The organism is Leeuwenhoekiella blandensis MED217, from assembly GCF_000152985.1.
Lineage (GTDB): Bacteria > Bacteroidota > Bacteroidia > Flavobacteriales > Flavobacteriaceae > Leeuwenhoekiella > Leeuwenhoekiella blandensis.
The window spans coordinates 4,175,130-4,196,618 of the sequence record NZ_CH672395.1; the positions used below are offsets into that span (position 1 = coordinate 4,175,130).

The following is a 21,489-nucleotide window of genomic DNA, read 5'->3' on the forward strand; positions in this document are numbered from 1 at the left end:
CGAATTTTTAAAATGGGCGACAAATGTATTGTATTTTTAGTAAGAATATACTTGCCTTTTTTAATAATTAAAACTTATAATATGAGCTATTTTGTGCCTATTTTTCTGTTTTTAGGGATAATTGTCTTGATTTCAGCAGTTTTCATTGTCAAACAACAAACGGCTGCAATTATCGAACGCTTCGGAAAATTTACCAGTGTTAGAAATTCTGGAATTCAGCTTAAAATCCCTTTGATCGATAAAGTTGCCGGTCGTGTGAACTTGCGTATTCAGCAATTGGATGTGATCGTTGAAACTAAAACTAAAGATGATGTTTTTGTTCGATTAAAAATTTCGGTACAGTTTCAAGTTGTAAAATCAAACGTTTATGACGCCTTCTATAAACTTGAAGATCCTCAAAATCAAATCACTTCTTATGTATTTGATGTTGTTCGATCTGAAGTTCCAAAAATGAAATTGGATGATGTTTTTGAGCGCAAAGACGATATTGCGATCGCGGTAAAAAGCGAACTGAATCAATCGATGACCGATTACGGTTATGACATCATCAAAACTCTGGTTACCGATATTGATCCTGATCAACAAGTGAAAATCGCAATGAACCGCATTAACGCTTCAGAACGAGAAAAAGTTGCTGCAGAATATGAAGCCGAAGCAGAACGTATTAAAATAGTCGCTAAGGCGCGCGCAGAGGCCGAAAGTAAGCGTTTACAAGGTCAAGGTATAGCAGACCAGCGTAGAGAGATTGCACGCGGTCTAGAGGAGTCTGTAGAGGTTTTAAACAATGTAGGAATCAATTCTCAAGAAGCTTCTGCATTAATTGTAGTTACACAGCATTATGATACCTTACAATCAATAGGTGAAGAAACTAACAGTAATTTGATCTTACTGCCTAATTCTCCACAAGCGGGTAGCGATATGCTTAACAATATGATCGCGAGTTTTGTCGCTTCAAACCAAATTGGTGAAGAGATGAAAAAGCGTAACGAGCAATTGGGTTTAAAAACACCAAAAAAGAAAGATAAACCGAAACCAGAATCTGGCTATGATGATGATTTTGATGACGATCTTTCTTCGTTATAATTTGGGATCGTTTTTAAATTAACTTTTTCAAGTAAAGCCTTCAGAGTATTAAATACTTTGATGTAGCAAATAAAAAAACCGGAGTATAAACTCCGGTTTTTTTATTTTTCTATTTCAATAGCAATTTATTTCTTGTCGTCTATATTCTTGACCTTAACTTTCTTGATTCCTAATATTTTATTTACTGCTTTTAAAACCAGTGTTTTCTGAACTATAGCTCCAACAGAACTCGCCACAAAACTTACCGGTGCAAAAGAATCCTTAGTCTCTTTGATACTTAGCTTAAGTTGCTCTTCATCTATCCGTTGTTGCAACTTTAAAATTTTAAGATCTTGATTGATCTGGTCAAATGATTTGTATACCTTCATAGTTACTCCTGTAAGTGTTTGAATTCTTCATCTAAAACATCTTCCTGCGTTGAATCGTTGAAGAAAACTTTAGAATACTTCTTTAAAACAATTTCTGTAATTAAAGGTTTTCCAAATAATTTGTAAAGTATGAATAATAGCAAATAAATACCCGCTACTATAAAATAACCATAACTTAAACTACCTAAAGATTCTCCTATAACGATAGCTACACCTACTGATATAAAGAGTATAAAAATAAGAAAAATACTACCGCTTACCATTAGGTTAACCAAGGATACGGCACCATCCATCATTTTTTTGAAACTATCTAATTTGTAGTACTCTAGACTACTGTTTAGATATTTTTTTGCATCGTCTGATACTTTACTTATATGCTCTGAAATATTGAATATCGACATCCACGCTTATGCTTTTGCAGTTGGTACATCAACATCTTTTACATCTTCAACTACCTCATCTGTAGCTTTAGCATTTTTCTTTCTTAACTCTTCAAGCTTTTTTTCCATAGAAACCAAAATGTTGTCTGCTTTTGAACTGGCAGTTCTTAAGGTATCTTCTAACTTTTCATCAAAAGACTTCTTAGCATCTTTTGCTGAAGCTGATAAGTGATCTGAAGTTTCTTGAATTTGCTTTTCTAATTTCTTCTTAGCTTCTTTAGCATTCTTAGAGATTTTCTTTCTGGTTTTATCTCCACTTTCTGGTGCGTATAAAAGACCAAGTCCTGCTCCTATTGCTGCTCCAGTTACTAATGCTAAAATGGTGTTACTTGTTTTTGACATGGTGATTGTTTTTTGTTATACTCAAAAGTAAGAATGTTAAATTCTAATCTCCGTTAATAACCGGTTAATAAATTGACTATTAACCTTAAAGGTATGCTAAAAAAGGGCCGCGAGGGCCCTTTTACTGTAATTATTATAAGACTAAATTATAGGTTGTTAACCGAATTTTCTAATAGTTCGTTTCCTGAGGTTTTCATTTCTTCAAGATAAGCAGCAACTTCTTCTTCAGCTTGATCTACTTTATTTAATTGAATTAAAACAATTAAGGTTTCTAAGACTGCTAGACGGGTTCCTATTTTCTTTGCTGAAGTATTGAAAAGTTCTTTCAACTCTTCATAATCTACATCTTTAGCCAATTCACGTATTCTCGCAATCGCCTTTACCCGCTTCTCATCTGGCACTTGCGCCAGCTTCTTCCCTACTTTTTTAATTTCATTTAAAGCAGGAATTTGCGGAATTTGCTTTTTTGGTGCTGCTTTAGGCTGCTCTTGTTTAGTAGATTTTGATGCTACTTTGGCCCAAGTATCTCGTAGACCCACCGTTTTATTAAATACTAAATGCTCAGCGGTACTGTCTTTATCAACATTGAAATAGCCTAAGCGCTGAAACTGAAAAATATCCATCGGCTGTACCTCGCTAAGACTTGGTTCTAAATAACCGGTAATGGTTTCTAAAGAATTTGGATTAAGATGCTCCATAAAGTCAACATCTTTATCACCATCTGGAGACTCGTGATTGAACAGGCGATCATACAAGCGCACTTCAGCTTTAATAGCATGCTTAATTGAAACCCAATGCAAGGTTCCCTTTACTTTACGCAGACTTGCTTCGGTACCGCTTCCACTTCGAGAATAGGCATCGTATGTACAATGAATTTCAGTAATGTTTCCGTCAGCATCCTTAACTACAGACTCTCCTTTGATGATATAGGCATTCTTTAAACGCACTTCTTTACCTAAGGTAAGTCTAAAGTATTTGCTGTTTGCGTTTTCTTTAAAATCCTCTTTCTCGATGTATAATTCTTTAGAAAAAGGCACTTTTCTATAGCCTGCACTTTCATCTTCCTGATTATTTTCGGCTTCTAACCATTCTTCCTGATCTTCAGGATAATTGGTGATTACCAATTTTACCGGATCTAAAACAGCCATAACCCGTGGCGCTGTTTTATTAAGATCTTCACGAACATTGAATTCTAAAAGCGAAACATCGATCACATTGTCGCGTTTTGCAACCCCAACGGCATCTATAAAATTACGTATAGCAGCAGGCGTATACCCACGTCTTCTAATTCCCGAAATGGTAGGCATTCTTGGATCATCCCAACCGCTTACGATACCTTCTTGCACAAGCTTAAGTAACTTACGCTTGCTCATAATCGTAAAACTCAAGTTTAAGCGCGCAAATTCACGTTGTTTGGGTTTGATACCGTTTGTATACACATTGTCTACAAACCACTCATAAAGTGGTCTGTGCGGCTTAAATTCAAGCGAACATAAACTGTGTGAAACTTGTTCTACATAATCGCTCTCTCCGTGTGCCCAGTCGTACATTGGGTAAATATTCCAGGTATTTCCGGTACGGTGATGCGCCTTGTTTATAACACGATACATTATGGGATCACGCAATAGCATATTAGGCGATTGCATATCTATCTTAGCACGTAAAACGTGTACCCCTTCAGCAAATTCACCTTTTGCCATTTTCTCAAACAGCTCTAAATTCTCTTCTACGGAACGCTCCCGATACGGACTGTTAGTTCCAGGCTCTGTAGGAGTTCCCTTTTGCTCAGCCATCGCTTCACTAGACTGTGAATCGATATACGCTTTGCCTTCTTTTATAAGCTGAATGGCCCAATCATACAACTGCTGAAAGTAGTCTGAAGAATAACAAACTTTATCCCACTTGAAGCCTAACCATTTGATATCTTCCTGAATTGCATCTACATACTCCTGTTCTTCCTTTGAAGGATTGGTATCATCAAATCTCAGGTTAACCGGTGCATTGTACTTCTCACCCAGTCCAAAACTGATGCAAATAGCTTTACAATGCCCAATGTGTAAATATCCATTAGGTTCCGGTGGAAATCTAAAGCGTAAATCTTCTTTAGGAAATCCGTTAGTAATATCTTCTTCTACGATCTGCTCTAAAAAATTGAGCGCTACATAATCTTCTGCCATAGCTTAATAAATGCTGAAAAAATAGAATTACTCGTCTATCGAGCTTCAACTGTGGTACATCATTGTTTAAATAACATACGCTATAAGTTGCCAAAAATACTAAAAATACACGTGCTGAAACGTGATTAGCAGTCTATTTAAACCTCTACAATCAAGTTCCTGCTCTGCTTTATAAATAATATCTTTACGCTATAAAAAATAAGCTGCTATGGGCGTTATAAAACTCAATCGCGTAAAAGTATATGCATACCACGGTTGTCTGGTAGAAGAAGGTCAAATAGGTTCTGATTATCTCGTAGATCTTAAAATTAATACAGATATCTCGCTACCTGCTCAATCAGATAATTTGAGTGATACCGTAGATTATGTACATCTCAATAAAATCATTAAAGAAGAAATGGCACAACGTTCTAAACTTCTAGAACACGTATGTGATCGTATATTAAATCGTTCTTTATCAGAACTTTCAACAATTACAAAAGCTAAAGTTACTGTGCGCAAGATCAATCCGCCCATTGGTGGAGATGTGGCTTCGGTGGGAGTTACTATGAGTAAAAAGCGCTCGTAAAATCGATCTGACTGCTGCGCTACTTAGGATTATCTCTTGAATAGCTTTTATATCTAAAGAAAAAACTTAAATTTGCAGTCCTAATTAAAAAGGGTGTCGTGGCCGAGTGGCTAGGCAGTGGTCTGCAACACCATCTACAGCGGTTCGAATCCGCTCGACACCTCAACAAAGACTCTTCTATTAAGAAGGGTCTTTTTTTATGCCCTAGCATTTTATTTAAAACGGAATAGAATCTCCCTCTATAAACTCATTCTCCGGCGCAATATCTTCAATACGCTTTTCTATCTGTTGAATTTCTGAAGGAAATAAACCTTTTGAAATAAGGAGTAAACCAAATAAAAACATCAATACACTAATGATCTTCTTGATCACAGCAATGCGGGTAGGTGTAAGTTTGCTGCGTAGTTTTTTAGCAAGAAGAATTTTAATAATATCAATGATCAAATAGGTAGTGAGGATAGAACCAAAAAATACCGTTAAACGTTCGGCATTCATATCTAATTGAGGCCCGGCAGAAATTAAAATGACCAACCAAAATCCCAGTACTCCAATGTTAATAAAGTTGAGTAAAAACCCTTTTACAAAAAGCCCTAAATAGTTGCGCTTACTCATTACAACGGTAGGATGCTCATCATCGTCAAGCTTATTTTTTTTGACCCGTAAAAAAGACATCACTCCATAGACTGCGAGTAACATCCCGCCAAAAATGTAGAGTGCAGGATCATCTTTTAATTTGTCTAAAAGCTGACTGGTACTAAAATAGGCTATTAATATAAAAACCGTATCTGCTGTAACTACACCTATATCAAACAGAAAAGCTGCTCTAAAACCTTTTAAAGCAGCAGTTTCTAATAACACAAAAAACACGGGTCCTACCAGAAATGCGAGTAAAAAACCCAGTGGAATTGCTGTTGAAATATCTTGTAGCATTTAGGAGTATGAAGTCTTGAATTTCTGAAAGTTCAGAAAAAAATTATTCTTAGAATAATTAGATTAAGATGCTCACTTTTGAAAACCAAAAGTCTATACTCACAAAAGTAACGAAATTGAATCAAATTACTCCATCACCCGCACGCGACCTCCTATAAACTTGTTTTTGATCAATTCGGTTGGGTTGCCGTAAACATCTACATCACCACCGGCTCTGATCTTAACCTCTGCGGTTCTTCGTGCAAAAATATCAGCTTCTCCCCCAGCCTGAATACGTATCTTGGTATCAGTGGTTTCAAGAGATTTTCCTTCAAAGACTCCACCAGTATTAACTTCAACATTTTGATTGATAGCGCTTCCGCTTGCGGTGATAATTCCGCCGGTAACGGCACGCATTTCAGCATTTTCAACTTTTAAACCTGCAGTAACTTGAGCACCTTCTTGCACTCTAATCTCGATCTTAGGCTGTTCAAGCAATTCGTTTACCACAATCTCTGCACCTTCATTACCATCAATCACTTTTAGATCATTATAATGCACTTCTACAAAAGTCTCATTTCCATCAAAGATCTTGTCAAAATCCATACGTATTTTTAAAACGCCATCTTTATTAACAAGTTCAATGTATTCTGTATCCTTTCCTTTAAGGTAAACTTTATTTTCTGAGTCTTTGATAAGATTGACGCGCATGCGGTCAAAAACTTTTACTTCGGTAAAATCGCCTACATCTTTGGTATTGTCTTGTGCAAAAGTTGCACCTGCAGTTACCAATAGAACTGCCATGATTAGTTTTTTCATAAGAATTGATTTTTCGTATTTAAAAGACCAATCGCTTTTTGATTTGTTACAGTAAGCCCTTTATTGAATCGCCTCTTTAACTTCAACCAAAGTAAAATCAAGGTGCTTTTTAACAAGATCTGCTTCTTTTACTTTTACATAAACCTCATCGCCAAGCGTGATCGTGGCTCCGGTTTTACGACCTACAATAGCGTATTTCTCCTGATCAAAATCAAAATGATCGCCTTTAATATCTCGTAAACGAATCATTCCCTCACATTTATTGTCTACGATCTCTACATAAATTCCCCATTCGGTAACTCCGGAAATAACACCCAAGAAGGTTTCATCTTTATGATCTTGCATAAACTTCACTTGCATGTATTTGATAGAATCACGTTCTGCACTGGTAGCCAGATATTCCATATCGCTACTGTGTTTACACTTCGATTCATATTCTTCTTCTGAAGCAGATTTACCTTGATCTAAATAATGTTGTAAAAGTCGATGTACCATTACATCAGGATAACGGCGTATTGGCGAAGTAAAATGGGTATAATAATCAAAAGCCAACCCATAGTGCCCAATATTTTCTGTACTATACACCGCTTTACTCATCGTACGTATAGCAAGTGTGTCTATCAGGTTTTGTTCTTTTTTACCAACAACATCAGTAAGAAGGTTATTTAAAGAAGCAGTGGTACTTTTTCGATCTTTAAGATTCATTTTATAACCAAAACGTCCTGCGATAGTTTGCAAAGCTGCCAGCTTCTCATCGTTTGGTTCGTCGTGAATACGATAAACAAATGTTTTCTTTGGTGATTGCTTACCAATAAATTCTGCAACTTTTCTATTGGCCAAGAGCATAAATTCTTCAATTAGCTTGTTAGCATCTTTTGAAGATTTAAAGAAAACTCCAACCGGATCATTTTCTTGATCGAGTTCAAATTTTACTTCGACTTTGTCAAAAGAAATCGCTCCATCTTTCATGCGTTGTCTACGCATAATTTTTGCGATTCTGTCTAACTCTAAAGTTGCATTTACAATTGCAGGATCTACGTTATATGACTTTCCGGTAAGTGAAATGTCTTCCGGAATTAATCCTTCTCTGGTTTCTATAATTTGTTGCGCTTCTTCATACGCAAATCGCGCATCACTATAGGTTACTGTGCGCCCAAACCATTGCTTTTTCACTTTACCCGAAGATTTGTCTAATTCAAATACTGCGGAAAAGGTATATTTCTCTTCATTAGGTCTCAACGAACAGGCATTATTTGATAAAACCTCAGGGAGCATAGGCACCACGCGATCTACCAAATACACCGAAGTTGCCCGTTCATACGCTTCTTCATCCAGAATGGTTCCCGGTACAACATAATGCGAAACATCTGCGATGTGAATTCCTACTTCATAGTTTCCATTTTCTAAAACCTGAAAACTCAACGCATCATCAAAATCTTTTGCATCCTTAGGATCTATCGTAAATGTAAGAACATCCCGCATATCGCGACGTTTAGCGATCTCCTCTGGTTTTATACTCGTATCAATAGTATTGGCATAGGCTTCAACCTCATTAGGAAAATCGTGCGGTAAACCATATTGTGCAAGAATAGAATGAATCTCTGTATTATGTTCTCCTGGCAAGCCAAGAACTTTAATGATCTTACCAAAAGGAGAATCGGCCTTTTCCGGCCAGTCTTCAATCTTAACAAGTACCTTTTCACCGTCTTGAGCTCCGTTCAATTTATTCTTCGGAACAAAAATATCGGTACGCATCTTTCCTTCTGCGGAAGTATTTACAAAGGCAAAATTCTTTTGCATCTGCACTACACCAACAAATTCATCGGTTTTTCGCTCAAGGATCTCAACGATTTCCCCTTCATGCTTTTTGCTTCGGCGTTGCTTGTAGACATATACTTTTACCGTATCGCCGTGCAAGGCCTTATTCATATTATTTTTTGGAATATAAATATCTTGTTCCATCCCATCTACCACAACATAGCCGTCACCTCGTGAGGTCGCATCTAGTTTTCCTGTATGATAATGAGAAGTCGCATTGAAGCTATACTTACCTCGATCTTGTTCCTCAATGTGCTTTTTTGCTTTGAGTTGAGCGAGTTCCTTAACGATTTGATTGCGACTGTTGGGATCATCGACCTGAAGTTTGGCCGCGATTTGCTTGTGATTAAAAGATTTACCGGGTTCTCGTTTTAATATCTTAAGTATTTTTTGTGTGAGGTTCCCGATTTTGGAATTTGAATTTCTTCTACGTTTTTTCTTTGGCATTAAATGCTTTTATTAATTACTGCAAAATTAGCGTTAATCGCTAAAACAAAAGGTTTCAAGACGTGAAGTTTTAGTTAATCTTAGTATTTCATAATCAAATAAATAGACATTTAACACTAGGGTAATTAAGATTTAATTTTAAAAACTTTGTTTTTGTTAAATAAATCTTAATTTTATTCTATTCATTAATCAAAACTTTTTCGTCATGAAAACGTTTAAATTGAAAAGATACCGAATAGCCTTTCTTTTTATAGGCATTTTTATTCTGGGATTTGTAGCAGTACTCTCCTACGTCAATTCAATATTTTAATAAGATAATCATTTTTAAAAATTAAAAGGGACTCTTAACGGGTTCCTTTTTTTTATTGGCACCGCCAATGGGTTTAATACTCCGAAGCTTGGCTCAAAATTGAAAATTCGTTTCCAAGCGATTTCTCAAGGGTTTGCCCTGAGGTAGTTTATTGATATCATCAAAGAATACACTACGCTGAGTCTTACTTTAATCTTTTCCTTTCAAATTTGAAAAATAGGATCTCTAAAAATCAAAGCTTAAAAACAGTTTTCAACAGTATACATATATATCATTTTTCTTTTTTAAAATTTAAATTAAAACTGTTTGTTATTATAGCTTGTTAATAGCGGTATAACTTTAGGTATTTAAAATTTGGTTTTTAATTTATGGGTAGATATTAACGGGTTATTCAAGAGTTTTTAGCATAAATTTTACTTGATTTATAAGTGCTTATAAAACGCTATTAACAAATGTTGATAACCTTAATTATCAGGTTTTTTTGAATAAGTCGTTATCAACATTTATTAAAAATGACGTTTTATTTTGCTCATAAACGGAAAAGAAAAATCCATAAAATTTTCTTGCATGATATTACCCATGAACTGCTTTGTAATTTTTTCTGAATAAAGCAATTTTCATTTTACATTTTTGACGACAACTTATAAACAAGCATGTTAACTATATGTTAACTCGTTGAAAATGAGATTTTATTATGGATAAGTATAAAATTGAACGTGTCGCTATTTTGTAACTTTAAACATGTTTTTTAATTGTTATAAATGGGACACGCGCACCATCATCACGATCATACGCATGCAGCAGATTTAAAAGGCCGAAACCTCTTAATTAGTATAGGATTAAACGTGTTAATAACTCTGGCACAAATCATAGGAGGCTTGATTTCCGGGAGTTTAGCACTTTTGTCAGACGCTGTTCATAACCTTAGTGATGTGATCTCCTTGATCATAAGCTATATCGCACAGCGCTATTCAAAAAAGGAAGCTTCTACCCATAAAACTTTTGGGTATAAACGTGCAGAGATCATCGCTGCGTTTGTGAATGCCGCCACGCTTATCGTGATCGCAGTACTTCTTATGAAAGAAGCCGTTGAACGATTTTTAAATCCACAAGCTATTGCATCTGATCTTGTAATTTGGTTGGCCGTTTTAGGTATCGTAGCTAATGGGTTGAGTGTTTTGCTTTTACAAAAGGACAGTAAAGGCAATATGAATATGCGCTCGGCTTATCTTCATTTATTAACCGATATGATGGCTTCTGTAGCAGTGTTGGTTGGTGGTATTTTGATGTATTTTTTTAAAATTTACTGGATAGACAGCTTGTTAACATTAGCGATAAGTATTTATCTAATTGTTATGGGATACGGTTTATTAAAATCTTCCTTTAAAGTACTGATGCTTTTTTCTCCAGAAGATCTTGAAATTGATGATCTCATAAAAGAGGTTAAACAGTTAGATGCGATCAAAAACATTCATCACATACACATCTGGCAACTTAATGATGACGAAGTACATCTTGAGGCGCATATTGATTTGAAAAACGATATTAAACTAAGTGCTTTTGACGCAATTCTCTTAGAAATTGAGCATATTGCGATGCATTATGGCATCAATCATATTAACATACAACCAGAATATGATAAGGATGATGCTAAAGAAATTGTTGTTCAAGACTAATCCCTATGGAAATTAAAATTTTAGCTTTTGATGAACTTACTCTTTATAGTTTATATGAATTGCTCCAACTGCGTGCTGAAGTATTTGTGGTAGAACAAAACTGCCCGTATCAAGATGTAGATGGTAAAGATAAAAAAGCACTACACGTTCTAGGCTATCAAGATCATCAACTGGTTGCCTATACCCGAGTTTTTAAACCCGGTGATTATTTTGAAAATGCAAGTATTGGTAGAGTAATTGTTAAGGAAAATGCCCGTAAATACGGTTTTGGTAAGGATATTATGAATGCCTCAATTGCCTTTATAGAAAAGGAGTTTAAACAAGATAAAATTGAATTATCTGCGCAAACCTATTTAAAGAAATTCTATAATGATCTTGGTTTTTATGAAGTAGGTGAAGCTTATCTTGAAGATGATATTCCGCATATAAAAATGATTAAAAACTAAAAAAAGCCGCGAGAAGCGGCTTTTTTTAATACTGTATAACTAAAATTTAAATCTTAACCGGTGTTTTATCTAAATTGATACTATTCAAGGTATCATCAGTAAATTTATAATGACCACGAGTTGTAAAAATTTTAAACTTAAAATTTTTCATCGAACTCAAGGTATCCAGAAATAACCATTTAGATTTTAATAATCTGGGTTTTTTAGATTTTAAACTCAGTTCAAAAATATGTTTTTCGCCATCGCGTTCTGCTACAATATCTGGTGTGATCGATACTTCGCTTCCGCGTCTGATATACGATTTAGGAGACTCAAATCCTTCTGTATCTGCTTTGATATTCTCAAATCCTCTGTCTTCTAAATAGCTTATCGCTGTTCCTAAAATTTCTGTGTTCTTATCAGTATCCTTATCTATAGTTATCATATATATAACATAAGAGATAGACTTTAAATTACTATTAAAATTAAGTTAAAGAGCTGATTTACAACGTTAAAATACTTATATTCTATGCTATTTTATAAATAAAACACAGGAATTTAGAATCTTCTGGTTAATTATGGATTAGTTTAAAAATCAACAGATTATGTCTAGTTTAAAAAATCAGCCTTGTTTATCTGTTTAAGATTTTACGATACTTAGGAGCATCTTTTAAAATCTTCTTGGCTTCTTCTAGCTCTTCGTTATGCGTGATCTGATATTCATACAAGCCTTCTCGATAAAAATAGCGTTTGATAAGTTCGTCAATAATCAACTTTGAAATTTCGCGTTCTCGCGTATTCAATTGCGCTTCTTTAGCGTTGTCAATAGTTCGCATCAAATTTGCATAATCGCTGCTTATCGCGTCCTGTAAATTGTCTTTTGAGGCATCTAGAAATACTTCTTCAAGTTCTTTTTCGGTTTGCGTTTGATATTCAAAACCTTGCGCATCCAAAAACTTTTTAAAGTCAGTATAATCAGCATTTGTAAATTTAAAGTTGTCAAGCGATTCATAATCGTGCTTATAAAAGTAATCTGTAGCAAAATCAAAAATAGCCTGATCGCGCAGTAAAGCTTCAGTAATAGCACTCATTTCGGCAGATTCTACTTGAATATCCGGCAAAATTCCACCGCCATCGTAAACTTTTCTTCCGGTACTGGTTTCAAATTCGTTGTAATCTGCGGCATTGGTACGCACCGCATTACCTTGCTCATCCCGATTCCAATAATCAAGTGCTTGTATACAACGACCACTTGGGGTATAGTAGCGCGAAATAGTGATTTTTAACTGCGTCCCATACGTAAGTTCTTTAGGGCGTTGTACGAGCCCTTTTCCAAAACTACGCGCGCCAATAATAACAGCTCTGTCGTAATCTTGTAGCGAACCAGAAACGATCTCACTTGCAGAAGCGCTACGACCATTTATGAGAACAGCCACCGGGATTTCGGTATCAAAAGGTTCATTACGGGTGTAATATTCCTGATTGTATTTTTCAATTACCGATTTGGTGTTTGTGATCAATTTTCCCTTCGGAAGAAATAAATTACTCACATTAATGGCTTCGGTTAATAAACCACCCGGATTTCCTCTTAAATCAAGTATGATCGAAGTTGCACCTTGTGCTTTCAGATCTTCAACAGCCGCTTTGGTTTCTGAAGATGCTTTTTTATTGAATTTAGAGAGGACTACATACCCTATAGACCCGTCGATCAAGGTGTAAAAAGGTACTGCTTTGATGTCTATCTCTTCTCTTTTAAGACTCGTAGTTTGTAATTTTCCCTGGCGTTTATAGGTAATAGGAATACTGGTTCCCGGAGCGCCTTGTAACAAATCACCGGCATCTTCTTCAAAATCTGCGATGTTGATATCTCCGATTTTTACCAACTCATCCCCTGCTTGTAATCCTGCTTTATCTGCGGGATAATCTTTATATGCTTCAAGAATCGTTATGGTTTTATTGCGTGTTAATACCGAAGCGCCAATACCGGTATACTCACCGCTATTGCTTATGCGTGCATCTTCTACTTCTTGCTCTGTCCAGTATTTGGTGTACGGGTCAAGATCTGCCAGCATTCCTTCAATCGCGCTATCCATCAACTGGCCGGGATTCACCTCATCAACATAATTCATGTTGAGTTCTTTAAACAGCGTGGTAAAGATTTCGATCTGTTTAGCTATTTCAAAAAAGTCACTTTTAAAACTTACGGTCGTAAAAAGAATAACGACTGCCGTTGCTGAGATGAGTATGCGCTTTTTCATAAGATTTCTTTTTAGGTATTCTTTTGAAAGATACTAAGAATGCTACCAAATTTAAAGTGGAGTATTTTGATTTTCAGAGGTTACCTTTGTATTGAATTTGGTAATTAGTTTCACCATCGCCTTTTCAAGTTCGTCAATTACGGGTACTTCTCGACCAGTATAGATAAACATAAACGCATAAGTCTTGTCATTTGTTTGAAACTGCGTCTTATTTTTTCGATAAACTTCGCGCATTAAGCGTTTTATACGGTTTCGGATAACGGCAAGTTTGTGGTTGCGCTTGGCTACCGAAACTCCGGCCTGAATTTGCACCTCTTCTTCAGGCAAGCTGGTTTCCACATAAAATAATAACAGCGGATAAGCACTTATTTTATTCTTTTCAGCAAAGAGCTTGTCAAGAATTTTCTTGCGTTTTAGATGTTCTTTTTTAGGAAAAGTCTGCTTCATTATTTTGCCCTTGGCCAACCGTTTTGAGCTGTAAAGATAGCATACTTCTTTGGTGTGCGTTTTTTGCAGCCTTGTTTAGATCTGTTATTTGATCTTTGAACGCCGGCGATGCAAGCGATCAAGATCATCTGTAGCTTGATATAATTTGTTTTTCAACACTTGGTTTAAATCCGGGTTTGCCTCCAGGAATGTTTCTCTAATTTGATAAGCTTCTTCAGATGTATAACGTCCTATCGTTGCATTCAACCAATTTTTAGGAAAGAAAATATCACCGGTTAACTGAATTTCCTCAAGCAGTTCTAAAGACATTTTAAGGTGTTTTACGCCGCTTTCTTGGCGTAGTGGATGATTGATATAGCCAAGTGCTGAAAGTACCCAAGATTCCTTCTCTCTGTTCTTAGCCTCTTTTAAATCGCTCATAAAAGCATCTCTTGTACGTTCATCTGCGGCTAGTGCAGGTTGCAAATATTGAAAGCGTCTTTTTTTATCTGGATTTGAAATTTGGCTTGCTGCTTTTTGAAGGATTTCTTCAGTTTTATGATGACCAAATAACGCAAGTTGCATCGCCATTCCTGTGTAATCATCTTCATTGAGTTTAAGAGCATCAATTTTGGTCTCTTTATTCCAGATCGCATACAAACGTTTTTTTCCAGATTCGGAATATGCGATGGACTCAAACAGCCCAAAAAGTGTTTTTTTGATCGTTGCAGGAAGGTCTTTTTGCAGTTGTGCATAAACCAGATCTTCTAATTCTTGCTGATGCGATTCCCGTTGCATATCGCTGAGATAGGTCCAAAATAAATTTTGGGTTTGACCGCTTATGCGGCGTAAGATCAACGCATTTTCTTCGGTGGTTAATCCCTCTTTGTACAATTCAAAAACCGACATAGGATCAAGACCGGCATTTAAAAGATTTTCGTGCGTGTTGATATAACTGTAACCCCGAGCTACCGCGTCAGGTATTTGAGCAATGCTTTGTAAAACGCTTTCTTGCTGCGGAAAAATTCCGTAGCCCATGCTGTCATAGTTGTAAATGATCTGTTGAGGTTTTGGGAGTCCTGTTGCTTCTTCTAAAACTAACTCTTCATCAATAATAGCGGCGGTGATCACGTGTGTTGAATCTGAATAAACCAATCCTATTTTGAAGGTTTGCGGCCAGATTTTAGCACTTCCATCTTCAGCATTTTGAGTAAGCTGAAGTTTTTTAATCGCACCATTAGAGTCATAAGTTACTTCTTCAGAAAAAACGGGACGACTGCTCTGGTTTACCCAAACCTCGCTCCATTGCTTAAGATCAATTTCGGTTTTAGAATCTAAAATAGAAACAAGATCGTTCCACACCGCATTATCGTTTGCATACGTTTTTATATACTCTTGAATTCCTTCTTGAAAGGCTTTTTTACCGGTGGCAAGCTCGAGCTGGCGCATCATAATGGGCGCCTTGTGGTAAATGATATTTCCGTATAACGAACCTGCATTTTTGAGGTTGTCTAGATTTTGCCTGATGGGGTTTGCACCTTGGGTACGATCTTCTGCATACGCACTGGGATAATGACTCAATACAAACAGCAAGTCGTGGTTGACTTCAGGAAACGCCGGATTTACGATCTTATCTGCCATAAAATTGGCAAAAACCTCTTTCATCCAAACATCATTAAACCAGTTCATAGTAACCAGATCGCCAAACCACATATGCGATGTTTCATGTGCGATAAGTTTAGCTCTGCTCAACAACTGACTTTCAGTAGCGGTTTGATCTAGAAACAAAGTAGATTCCCGATATTGAATAGCGCCCACATGCTCCATTCCGCCATATTGAAAAATAGGAATCGCAGCAAAATCAAGTTTTTGAAATGGAAAAGGATATGCAGTGTACTCTTCTAAATAATCTACTGCACCAGCGTGCAATTCAAAAATAGGATCGAGGCTTGATGTTATTTTAGCACTGTCAGTCTCGCGGTAGAGCAACGTCATAGGAAATGCTACTGAATTCTGCTCGACTTCGCTGAATTTTCCCGCGACAAAAGAAAATAAATACGAACTCATTTTATCTGAAGTTCCAAATTTATGCGTGGTGTACGCACCTGTTGTTTCGGTACTGATCTCTGGAGCTCCTGCAAGAACTTTCCAATCTTTATGAGCAGTAATTGTTAAATTATAAAGCGCTTTTAAATTGGGCTGATCAAAAACCGGAAACAAAGTGCTGGCACGATCGGGAACCAAGAGCGTGTATAAAAATTCTTCATTACGATTAAGCGATTGTTCGCCGGCAATAAAATCAATTTCAAAGGTATTGGCGCCTCGTTTTAAATGCGCTGAAGGAATGATCAAATGTTCTTGCTCGTGATGAATAGTGATTTCCTTTCGGTTAGCGATGACGTTTTTGACGTGACCTTCTGGCACATTAAAATCCAGATATAGTGGTTTTAAATGATTGTCAATGGTCACTTCTAAAAGCAATACTGCAGGAATTGAATCTTCTAATTTTTCTGGAATAGCAAAGTCTAAGTTGTAAACAATCTCACTGAGTTGCTCTTTTCTAAAATCGGCCAATTCTTTTGAAATACCTGGGCTGAGTAAGTCGGGTTTTTTTGAAGTGTTCTGGCAAGAAAATAAATTAAAAACAAGTACAGCGAGGAGAATACGTAGCTTCATTTAGGGAATATGGATTTTTGAAGTCTTAAATATCGGTAAAAGCGGGTATACGCGGGTTACATAAAATAAAAAAAGCCGTTTTCAAATGTGAAAACGGCTTTTTAAAATAAGTGTATTCTAAAATTATTCTGCGTCTTTAGACCAGCTGTTGTTGCTTCGGTCTATATCTGCCATCAACTGTTGTGCGTCGATCGTCATGGCGTTAATTTCAGAAAGAGGCTTGTCTATCGTCAACGTATAGGTTGGGAATGCCCAAGGCCAGTCTTCTAGCTGTGTACGTTTCATATCAGGAAACGGATTTGCTTTCTCAGCACGCATCATACGTAATGGGATGTAATATGCTTCGTTAGTACCATCTGCTGTATTGATATAAAAATCAACAGGCATTGGCATCAAGCCTTTACGCTCAAGAGTAACTTCGGTTTTACCATCTACCTCTTTAACCTCTTTAATCGCATAATCGATCGTATTGGTGGTCTGCGTCCAGTCTACAAGGTACCAGTCTAGTTGCATGCCGCTTACTTTTTCTGCTATGCGTTTAAAATCATTAGGCGTAGGATGTTTAAAGTGCCATTCATCGTAGTACTTTTTCAAAGTTTCATCAAGGTTTTCTTTCCCTATGATGTATCCTAATTGTGCAAGAAAAACAGCTCCTTTAGAATATGCTGAAGCGCCATATGCAGCATTTAATGCATAACGATCTGCATAAGTGGTTTGTGGTTGTTCAAAACCGCTTTTAGCCAATCTGAAATAGGAAGAATAACTACCTGCTTGTGGATTAGGTTTTTCTTCATTCAAAATTACATTTTCGGCTTCGCTAGAAATGTAAGAAGTAAAACCTTCGTCCATCCACTCGTGTTTTTGCTCATTGGTTGCCATTAAAAACTGAAACCATGTATGTGCAAATTCGTGTGCTGTAACGCCTACCAGGCTACCAAAATTTCTTCCGCCGGTGATCAATGTACACATCGCATACTCCATACCGCCGTCACCACCTTGTATCACTGAATATTGATCGTATGGATACTGGCCAATATGCTCATTGTAATAGGCTAAAAGCTCGGCTGTTTTAGGCTGTAATTTCTTCCAGTTCTCAATGATCTCTTCGTCATTTTTATAGAAGAAATGAAGCACGGTACCATCTTCTGCAGTAAGCTTGTCGTGAATGTATTCAGGATCTGCAGCCCAGGTAAAATCGTGCACGTTAGGTGCTACAAAATGCCAGGTATATTTTCCTTTTGTAGGCTTAATTGCCTTTTGATTAGGTTCGCCATACCCGTGACCAATTTCAGGATTTTGAAGATATCCTGTACCTCCAATGGTATAGTCTGCATCGATAGTGATTTTTACATCAAAATCTCCCCAAACCCCGTGAAATTCACGTGCGATGTAAGGATCTGCGTGCCATCCTTCAAAGTCATATTCTGCTAATTTAGGATACCACTGCGTCATAGAAAGCGCTACACCTTCGGCACTGTTACGACCGCTTCTTCTAATTTGAATAGGCACTTGCCCGTTAAAATCCATATTAAACGTGGTGCTTGCTCCCGGAGCAATAGGTTGCGCCAGATTCACTTCAAGAACGGTCCCTGCAACATTATAGCTCAAAGCGGTTCCATCTTGAGAAAGTGCATTTACTTTTAAAAAGCCTTCTTCTTCAGGCTCTAATTTTGAAATGCGATCTACAACACGACGATCTGGATCTTTGATGTTTAACGAGCGTACATCCATCTCGCTTCCCGGTTGAAACGCATTAAAATAAAGATGATAAAATACCTGTGTTAAAGTATCTGGAGAATTGTTTGTATACACCAGTTCTTGTTTACCGGTGTAATTATAATCTTCAACATTCATATCAACTTCCATCGTGTAGTCAACGTGTTGTTGCCAGTAAGAAGTATTGTTTTGTGCTTGCGCCAATGCGAAAACACTAAAAAAGGAAAGACTTAAAAATGCTTTTAGCTTCATAAATAATTAGTTTTTACTTGATAATTCAGCCATTTTAAAGGCGTTGTACATATTAACCATTTTACCTGATTTTGAAAGCTGAGAAAATGATTTTACGTTTTCTGGATCGCCACCTGCAGATACCTGAATGTTTGTACTTACACCGGTTTGCATAATGATCTTTTTGATCTGAGCAGCGCTAAATTGTGGGTAGTATGAACGCAACATTGCTGCAACTCCGGCAACTTCTGGAGAAGCCATTGAAGTTCCTTGTAAGAATTCATATTCATTACCCGGGATGGTTGAATAAATCTGAACTCCCGGTGCAAAAACGTCTACATTAGATTTACCGTAGTTTGAAAAGCTGGCAACAAGTTTACCGCCATAGGTTTCATTTAAAGCACCTACAGAAATTAGGTTATCGGCAAATTCAGTTTCATTATCTAACTGATCATTTGGGTAAACCGTGTCACCCGTGTCCAGATCAATACCTTCATTACCGGCTGCATTTACGATCAAAACATCTTTTTTGGCAGCATATTTTATAGCATCATAAACCCACTCAGGATTTGATGCGAAATATTTACCAAAGCTGGTGTTGATCACTTTTGCACCGTTGTCTACCGCGTAGCGAATAGCGAGTGCGATATCTTTGTCACGCTCATCCCCGTCAGGAACGGCTCTAACGACCATAATTTCAACATTATTAGCAACGCCATCCATTCCTATCCCATTATTGCGTTCTGCAGCAATAATACCCGCTACGTGTGTTCCGTGGGTAGCGGCATCAGGATCAGGACCCATCACATTGTTGTTTCCGTAGTCTGTATCTTTAATATCATCAGGATCATCACCTAGAACAGCTCTGTAATTTCCTTCAAGATTATAGTTATGGTTTAGGCGTTGTGCCATACTTTCTAACTGCTCATTGATCATTACCAAAAATTCTGGAATGGTATCCTCATAATTCAACATCTGCGTTAAGATGGCTTTATTACGCTGTTCCATTTCGGTAGTCGCTTCAAGTGCCTGAAGTTCTTCAGCGGTGTAATCTTCTTTTCCTAAGCGTTGAGAAACTGCGGTATGCGCACTTTTTACGGCAGCAACGATCTGATCATACTGCATTTTTTGTTGCAGAAGTTCTTCTTTTTCAGTTTCTACTTGCTTTTTAGCTTCGGTATAGGTTTTAAAAAGTTCTTTTTGCGAAGCTGGAATTTGGTCTAAAGTTTTCCCCTTAAATTGAGCATCATACTTTTGAACAATTCTACTTTTTTCAAGCTGCTCGTTCACGATATCTCCAAGGAAATTCCAACCGTGTACATCGTCTATATAACCATTCTTGTCATCATCAATTCCGTTACCGGGAATTTCATCTTCATTGGTCCAGATCACACCATCAAGATCTTCGTGCTCAATGTCTACACCACTATCGATCACAGCCACAATGACTGAAGATCCCGTGCCTTTGATCAACTCGTTATACGTTTTTTCGACACTCATCCCGGGAATAGTATCTGCAGTAATGTCTTTTGCAGGCCAACTTTTTTCTTGAGATTCGTTTAGTTCTGAAATTTTTAAAGGAAGTTGGTCCACGTTTTCAGCAGGAATGCTGATTAAAGGTGCTGTGGTGTCACAACTAGAAAGAAGCATTGCAGCACCCAAGGCTGCAAGAACTGTTTTTTTCATATTTAGGAGTTATTTTATGTTTTGGCTTTGTGCCTTTGTGTGAGGTATTGTGATTATATATTCTTTAAACCCTCAATTTTAAAGAATATCTGCAATATTAAATTTTTCGTTTAAGCGAACCCCTTTTTCGGTATGCTTTACCGTAATTACAGGATTATGAGCATCGTGTTGCAGCCATAAATAATAGTTTTGATCTGCGGCTTCATTGAGAAATTTCTCTTTTTCGCTCAGTGTTAACAGCGGTCGGGTATCAAATCCCATAACATACGGTAAAGGTAAATGACCGGCTGTAGGCAATAGATCTGCTGCAAAAACTATGGTTTTTCCTTTGTACGTAATATGTGGAATCATTTGCTTATCGGTATGACCATCAACAAATAAGATACCAAAATCAAGCGCTGAGGTTTTAGCAAAAGCTGAATCAGGTCTCTCAACAAATTTTAATTGACCACTTTCTTCAATGGGTAAAATGTTTTCTTTTAAAAAGGAAGCTTTCTCTCTGGCGTTGGGCTGTGTTGCCCATTCCCAATGCGCTTTGTTGCTCCAGTAAGTAGCATTTTTAAAAACAGGAATTGGTGTTTTACCATCTTCTGCCCATTTGATACAGCCACCGCTATGGTCAAAATGCAAATGCGTCAGGAAAACATCGGTCACATCATCAGGATGAAAACCCTTTTGTATAAGTGAATTTTCAAGTGTTGCTCCTCCCCAAGGATGATAATAGCTGAAGAATTTTTCACTTTGTTTATCGCCCATTCCTGTATCTATTAAAATCAGGCGATTGCCTTCTTCAATAAGCATACAGCGTGCACCAATATCAATCATATTGTTGCTGTCTGCAGGATTTGTGCGCGTCCATAAGGTTTTAGGAACCACACCAAACATAGCGCCGCCATCGAGTTTAAAACTGCCGGCATCTATTGCGTGTATCGTCATAAATTTTAAATCTTGAACGTTTTAATTTATTAGCATTCTATCGTAGAATGCTGAGTCATTTAAGCGGCTATAGTTAGCAATAGGATTAAAACAGAAGATAAATTCCTGAACTTGTATACGTATTTCCGCCAAAATAATCTAACTCTTGATTATCAAGTAAAGTCTTGCAAAATACTAA

Annotated in this window: 18 protein-coding genes and 1 tRNA gene; 5 read left to right on the plus strand and 14 right to left on the minus strand. The window is 36.9% G+C overall.

Translation table 11 applies throughout. The features are described 5' to 3' along the window. Positions 1-81: 81 nt before the first annotated feature. Positions 82-1,083 (plus strand): SPFH domain-containing protein, encoded by a 1,002-nt coding sequence (locus MED217_RS18075; protein ID WP_009782011.1) that lies wholly within the window; start codon positions 82-84, stop codon positions 1,081-1,083. A gap of 125 nt (positions 1,084-1,208) precedes the next feature. On the opposite strand, the gene MED217_RS18080 is transcribed toward MED217_RS18075, so the two are convergent. The 4 genes from MED217_RS18080 to MED217_RS18095 all read right to left on the minus strand — a co-directional run bounded on the left by MED217_RS18080 (position 1,209) and on the right by MED217_RS18095 (position 4,410). Beyond that, positions 1,209-1,451, minus strand: a complete 243-nt coding sequence (locus tag MED217_RS18080; protein WP_009782012.1) for a DUF6327 family protein — start codon at positions 1,449-1,451, stop codon at positions 1,209-1,211. A 2-nt stretch (positions 1,452-1,453) separates the two neighbouring features. After that, on the minus strand, positions 1,454-1,852 hold the full coding sequence (locus tag MED217_RS18085) for a hypothetical protein (RefSeq protein WP_009782013.1): 399 nt from the start codon (positions 1,850-1,852) through the stop codon (positions 1,454-1,456). A 6-nt stretch (positions 1,853-1,858) separates the two neighbouring features. Continuing rightward, the gene (locus tag MED217_RS18090) at positions 1,859-2,233 is read right to left on the minus strand and encodes a YtxH domain-containing protein (RefSeq protein ID WP_009782014.1); all 375 of its coding nucleotides are present in this window, start codon (positions 2,231-2,233) and stop codon (positions 1,859-1,861) included. A 146-nt stretch (positions 2,234-2,379) separates the two neighbouring features. Then, positions 2,380-4,410 (minus strand): glutamine--tRNA ligase/YqeY domain fusion protein, encoded by a 2,031-nt coding sequence (locus MED217_RS18095; RefSeq protein WP_009782015.1) that lies wholly within the window; start codon positions 4,408-4,410, stop codon positions 2,380-2,382. 208 nt (positions 4,411-4,618) lie between these two features. Here MED217_RS18095 and folB point away from each other — a divergent pair, with 208 nt between their 5' ends. Both folB and MED217_RS18105 read left to right on the plus strand, forming a co-directional pair. Continuing rightward, a complete protein-coding gene (folB, locus tag MED217_RS18100; protein ID WP_009782016.1) occupies positions 4,619-4,978 on the plus strand; it encodes a dihydroneopterin aldolase in 360 nt (119 codons plus the stop codon). Between the two features lie 92 nt (positions 4,979-5,070). Next, positions 5,071-5,141, plus strand: a tRNA-Cys gene (locus tag MED217_RS18105). Positions 5,142-5,194: 53 nt separating this feature from the next. Here MED217_RS18105 and MED217_RS18110 read toward each other — a convergent pair. From MED217_RS18110 to rnr, 3 genes are all read right to left on the minus strand, one after another. Beyond that, positions 5,195-5,908 carry a LysE family translocator gene (locus tag MED217_RS18110; protein WP_009782017.1) on the minus strand — a complete coding sequence of 238 codons (714 nt, stop codon included), beginning with the start codon at positions 5,906-5,908 and terminating at the stop codon, positions 5,195-5,197. Between the two features lie 126 nt (positions 5,909-6,034). Further along, the gene (locus MED217_RS18115; RefSeq protein ID WP_009782018.1) at positions 6,035-6,706 is read right to left on the minus strand and encodes a head GIN domain-containing protein; all 672 of its coding nucleotides are present in this window, start codon (positions 6,704-6,706) and stop codon (positions 6,035-6,037) included. Between the two features lie 60 nt (positions 6,707-6,766). Next, positions 6,767-8,971 carry a ribonuclease R gene (gene rnr, locus MED217_RS18120; protein WP_009782019.1) on the minus strand — a complete coding sequence of 735 codons (2,205 nt, stop codon included), beginning with the start codon at positions 8,969-8,971 and terminating at the stop codon, positions 6,767-6,769. 1,071 nt (positions 8,972-10,042) lie between these two features. On the opposite strand from rnr, the gene MED217_RS18125 reads away from it, so the two are divergent. Both MED217_RS18125 and MED217_RS18130 read left to right on the plus strand, forming a co-directional pair. Further along, the gene (locus MED217_RS18125) at positions 10,043-10,957 is read left to right on the plus strand and encodes a cation diffusion facilitator family transporter (RefSeq protein WP_009782021.1); all 915 of its coding nucleotides are present in this window, start codon (positions 10,043-10,045) and stop codon (positions 10,955-10,957) included. Positions 10,958-10,962: 5 nt separating this feature from the next. Then, positions 10,963-11,403: a GNAT family N-acetyltransferase gene (locus tag MED217_RS18130; RefSeq protein ID WP_009782022.1), complete on the plus strand. Its 441-nt coding sequence runs from the start codon at positions 10,963-10,965 to the stop codon at positions 11,401-11,403. A gap of 46 nt (positions 11,404-11,449) precedes the next feature. On the opposite strand, the gene MED217_RS18135 is transcribed toward MED217_RS18130, so the two are convergent. The 7 genes from MED217_RS18135 to MED217_RS18165 all read right to left on the minus strand — a co-directional run bounded on the left by MED217_RS18135 (position 11,450) and on the right by MED217_RS18165 (position 21,311). Then, on the minus strand, positions 11,450-11,827 hold the full coding sequence (locus MED217_RS18135) for a hypothetical protein (protein ID WP_009782023.1): 378 nt from the start codon (positions 11,825-11,827) through the stop codon (positions 11,450-11,452). A 187-nt stretch (positions 11,828-12,014) separates the two neighbouring features. Further along, positions 12,015-13,640 (minus strand): S41 family peptidase, encoded by a 1,626-nt coding sequence (locus MED217_RS18140; protein ID WP_009782024.1) that lies wholly within the window; start codon positions 13,638-13,640, stop codon positions 12,015-12,017. Between the two features lie 51 nt (positions 13,641-13,691). Continuing rightward, positions 13,692-14,087, minus strand: a complete 396-nt coding sequence (gene rnpA, locus MED217_RS18145) for a ribonuclease P protein component (protein ID WP_009782025.1) — start codon at positions 14,085-14,087, stop codon at positions 13,692-13,694. Between the two features lie 84 nt (positions 14,088-14,171). Continuing rightward, a complete protein-coding gene (locus tag MED217_RS18150; RefSeq protein ID WP_009782026.1) occupies positions 14,172-16,742 on the minus strand; it encodes a M1 family metallopeptidase in 2,571 nt (856 codons plus the stop codon). A gap of 123 nt (positions 16,743-16,865) precedes the next feature. Beyond that, positions 16,866-18,710 carry a M1 family metallopeptidase gene (locus tag MED217_RS18155; RefSeq protein WP_009782027.1) on the minus strand — a complete coding sequence of 615 codons (1,845 nt, stop codon included), beginning with the start codon at positions 18,708-18,710 and terminating at the stop codon, positions 16,866-16,868. Positions 18,711-18,716: 6 nt separating this feature from the next. Further along, positions 18,717-20,375 (minus strand): S8 family peptidase, encoded by a 1,659-nt coding sequence (locus tag MED217_RS18160; protein ID WP_009782028.1) that lies wholly within the window; start codon positions 20,373-20,375, stop codon positions 18,717-18,719. Between the two features lie 78 nt (positions 20,376-20,453). After that, positions 20,454-21,311, minus strand: a complete 858-nt coding sequence (locus MED217_RS18165; RefSeq protein ID WP_009782029.1) for an MBL fold metallo-hydrolase — start codon at positions 21,309-21,311, stop codon at positions 20,454-20,456. Positions 21,312-21,489: the final 178 nt, after the last annotated feature.

Coding starts and splice junctions, on each gene's coding strand:
- MED217_RS18135 (WP_009782023.1), bottom strand. CDS start 11,827: ATGATAACTATAGATAAGGATACTGATAAGAACACAGAAATTTTAGGA.
- MED217_RS18095 (WP_009782015.1), bottom strand. CDS start 4,410: ATGGCAGAAGATTATGTAGCGCTCAATTTTTTAGAGCAGATCGTAGAA.
- MED217_RS18160 (WP_009782028.1), bottom strand. CDS start 20,375: ATGAAAAAAACAGTTCTTGCAGCCTTGGGTGCTGCAATGCTTCTTTCT.
- MED217_RS18165 (WP_009782029.1), bottom strand. CDS start 21,311: ATGACGATACACGCAATAGATGCCGGCAGTTTTAAACTCGATGGCGGC.
- MED217_RS18150 (WP_009782026.1), bottom strand. CDS start 16,742: ATGAAGCTACGTATTCTCCTCGCTGTACTTGTTTTTAATTTATTTTCT.
- MED217_RS18090 (WP_009782014.1), bottom strand. CDS start 2,233: ATGTCAAAAACAAGTAACACCATTTTAGCATTAGTAACTGGAGCAGCA.
- MED217_RS18080 (WP_009782012.1), bottom strand. CDS start 1,451: ATGAAGGTATACAAATCATTTGACCAGATCAATCAAGATCTTAAAATT.
- MED217_RS18075 (WP_009782011.1), top strand. CDS start 82: ATGAGCTATTTTGTGCCTATTTTTCTGTTTTTAGGGATAATTGTCTTG.
- rnr (WP_009782019.1), bottom strand. CDS start 8,971: ATGCCAAAGAAAAAACGTAGAAGAAATTCAAATTCCAAAATCGGGAAC.
- folB (WP_009782016.1), top strand. CDS start 4,619: ATGGGCGTTATAAAACTCAATCGCGTAAAAGTATATGCATACCACGGT.
- MED217_RS18140 (WP_009782024.1), bottom strand. CDS start 13,640: ATGAAAAAGCGCATACTCATCTCAGCAACGGCAGTCGTTATTCTTTTT.
- MED217_RS18130 (WP_009782022.1), top strand. CDS start 10,963: ATGGAAATTAAAATTTTAGCTTTTGATGAACTTACTCTTTATAGTTTA.
- MED217_RS18085 (WP_009782013.1), bottom strand. CDS start 1,852: ATGTCGATATTCAATATTTCAGAGCATATAAGTAAAGTATCAGACGAT.
- MED217_RS18125 (WP_009782021.1), top strand. CDS start 10,043: ATGGGACACGCGCACCATCATCACGATCATACGCATGCAGCAGATTTA.
- MED217_RS18110 (WP_009782017.1), bottom strand. CDS start 5,908: ATGCTACAAGATATTTCAACAGCAATTCCACTGGGTTTTTTACTCGCA.
- MED217_RS18155 (WP_009782027.1), bottom strand. CDS start 18,710: ATGAAGCTAAAAGCATTTTTAAGTCTTTCCTTTTTTAGTGTTTTCGCA.
- MED217_RS18115 (WP_009782018.1), bottom strand. CDS start 6,706: ATGAAAAAACTAATCATGGCAGTTCTATTGGTAACTGCAGGTGCAACT.
- rnpA (WP_009782025.1), bottom strand. CDS start 14,087: ATGAAGCAGACTTTTCCTAAAAAAGAACATCTAAAACGCAAGAAAATT.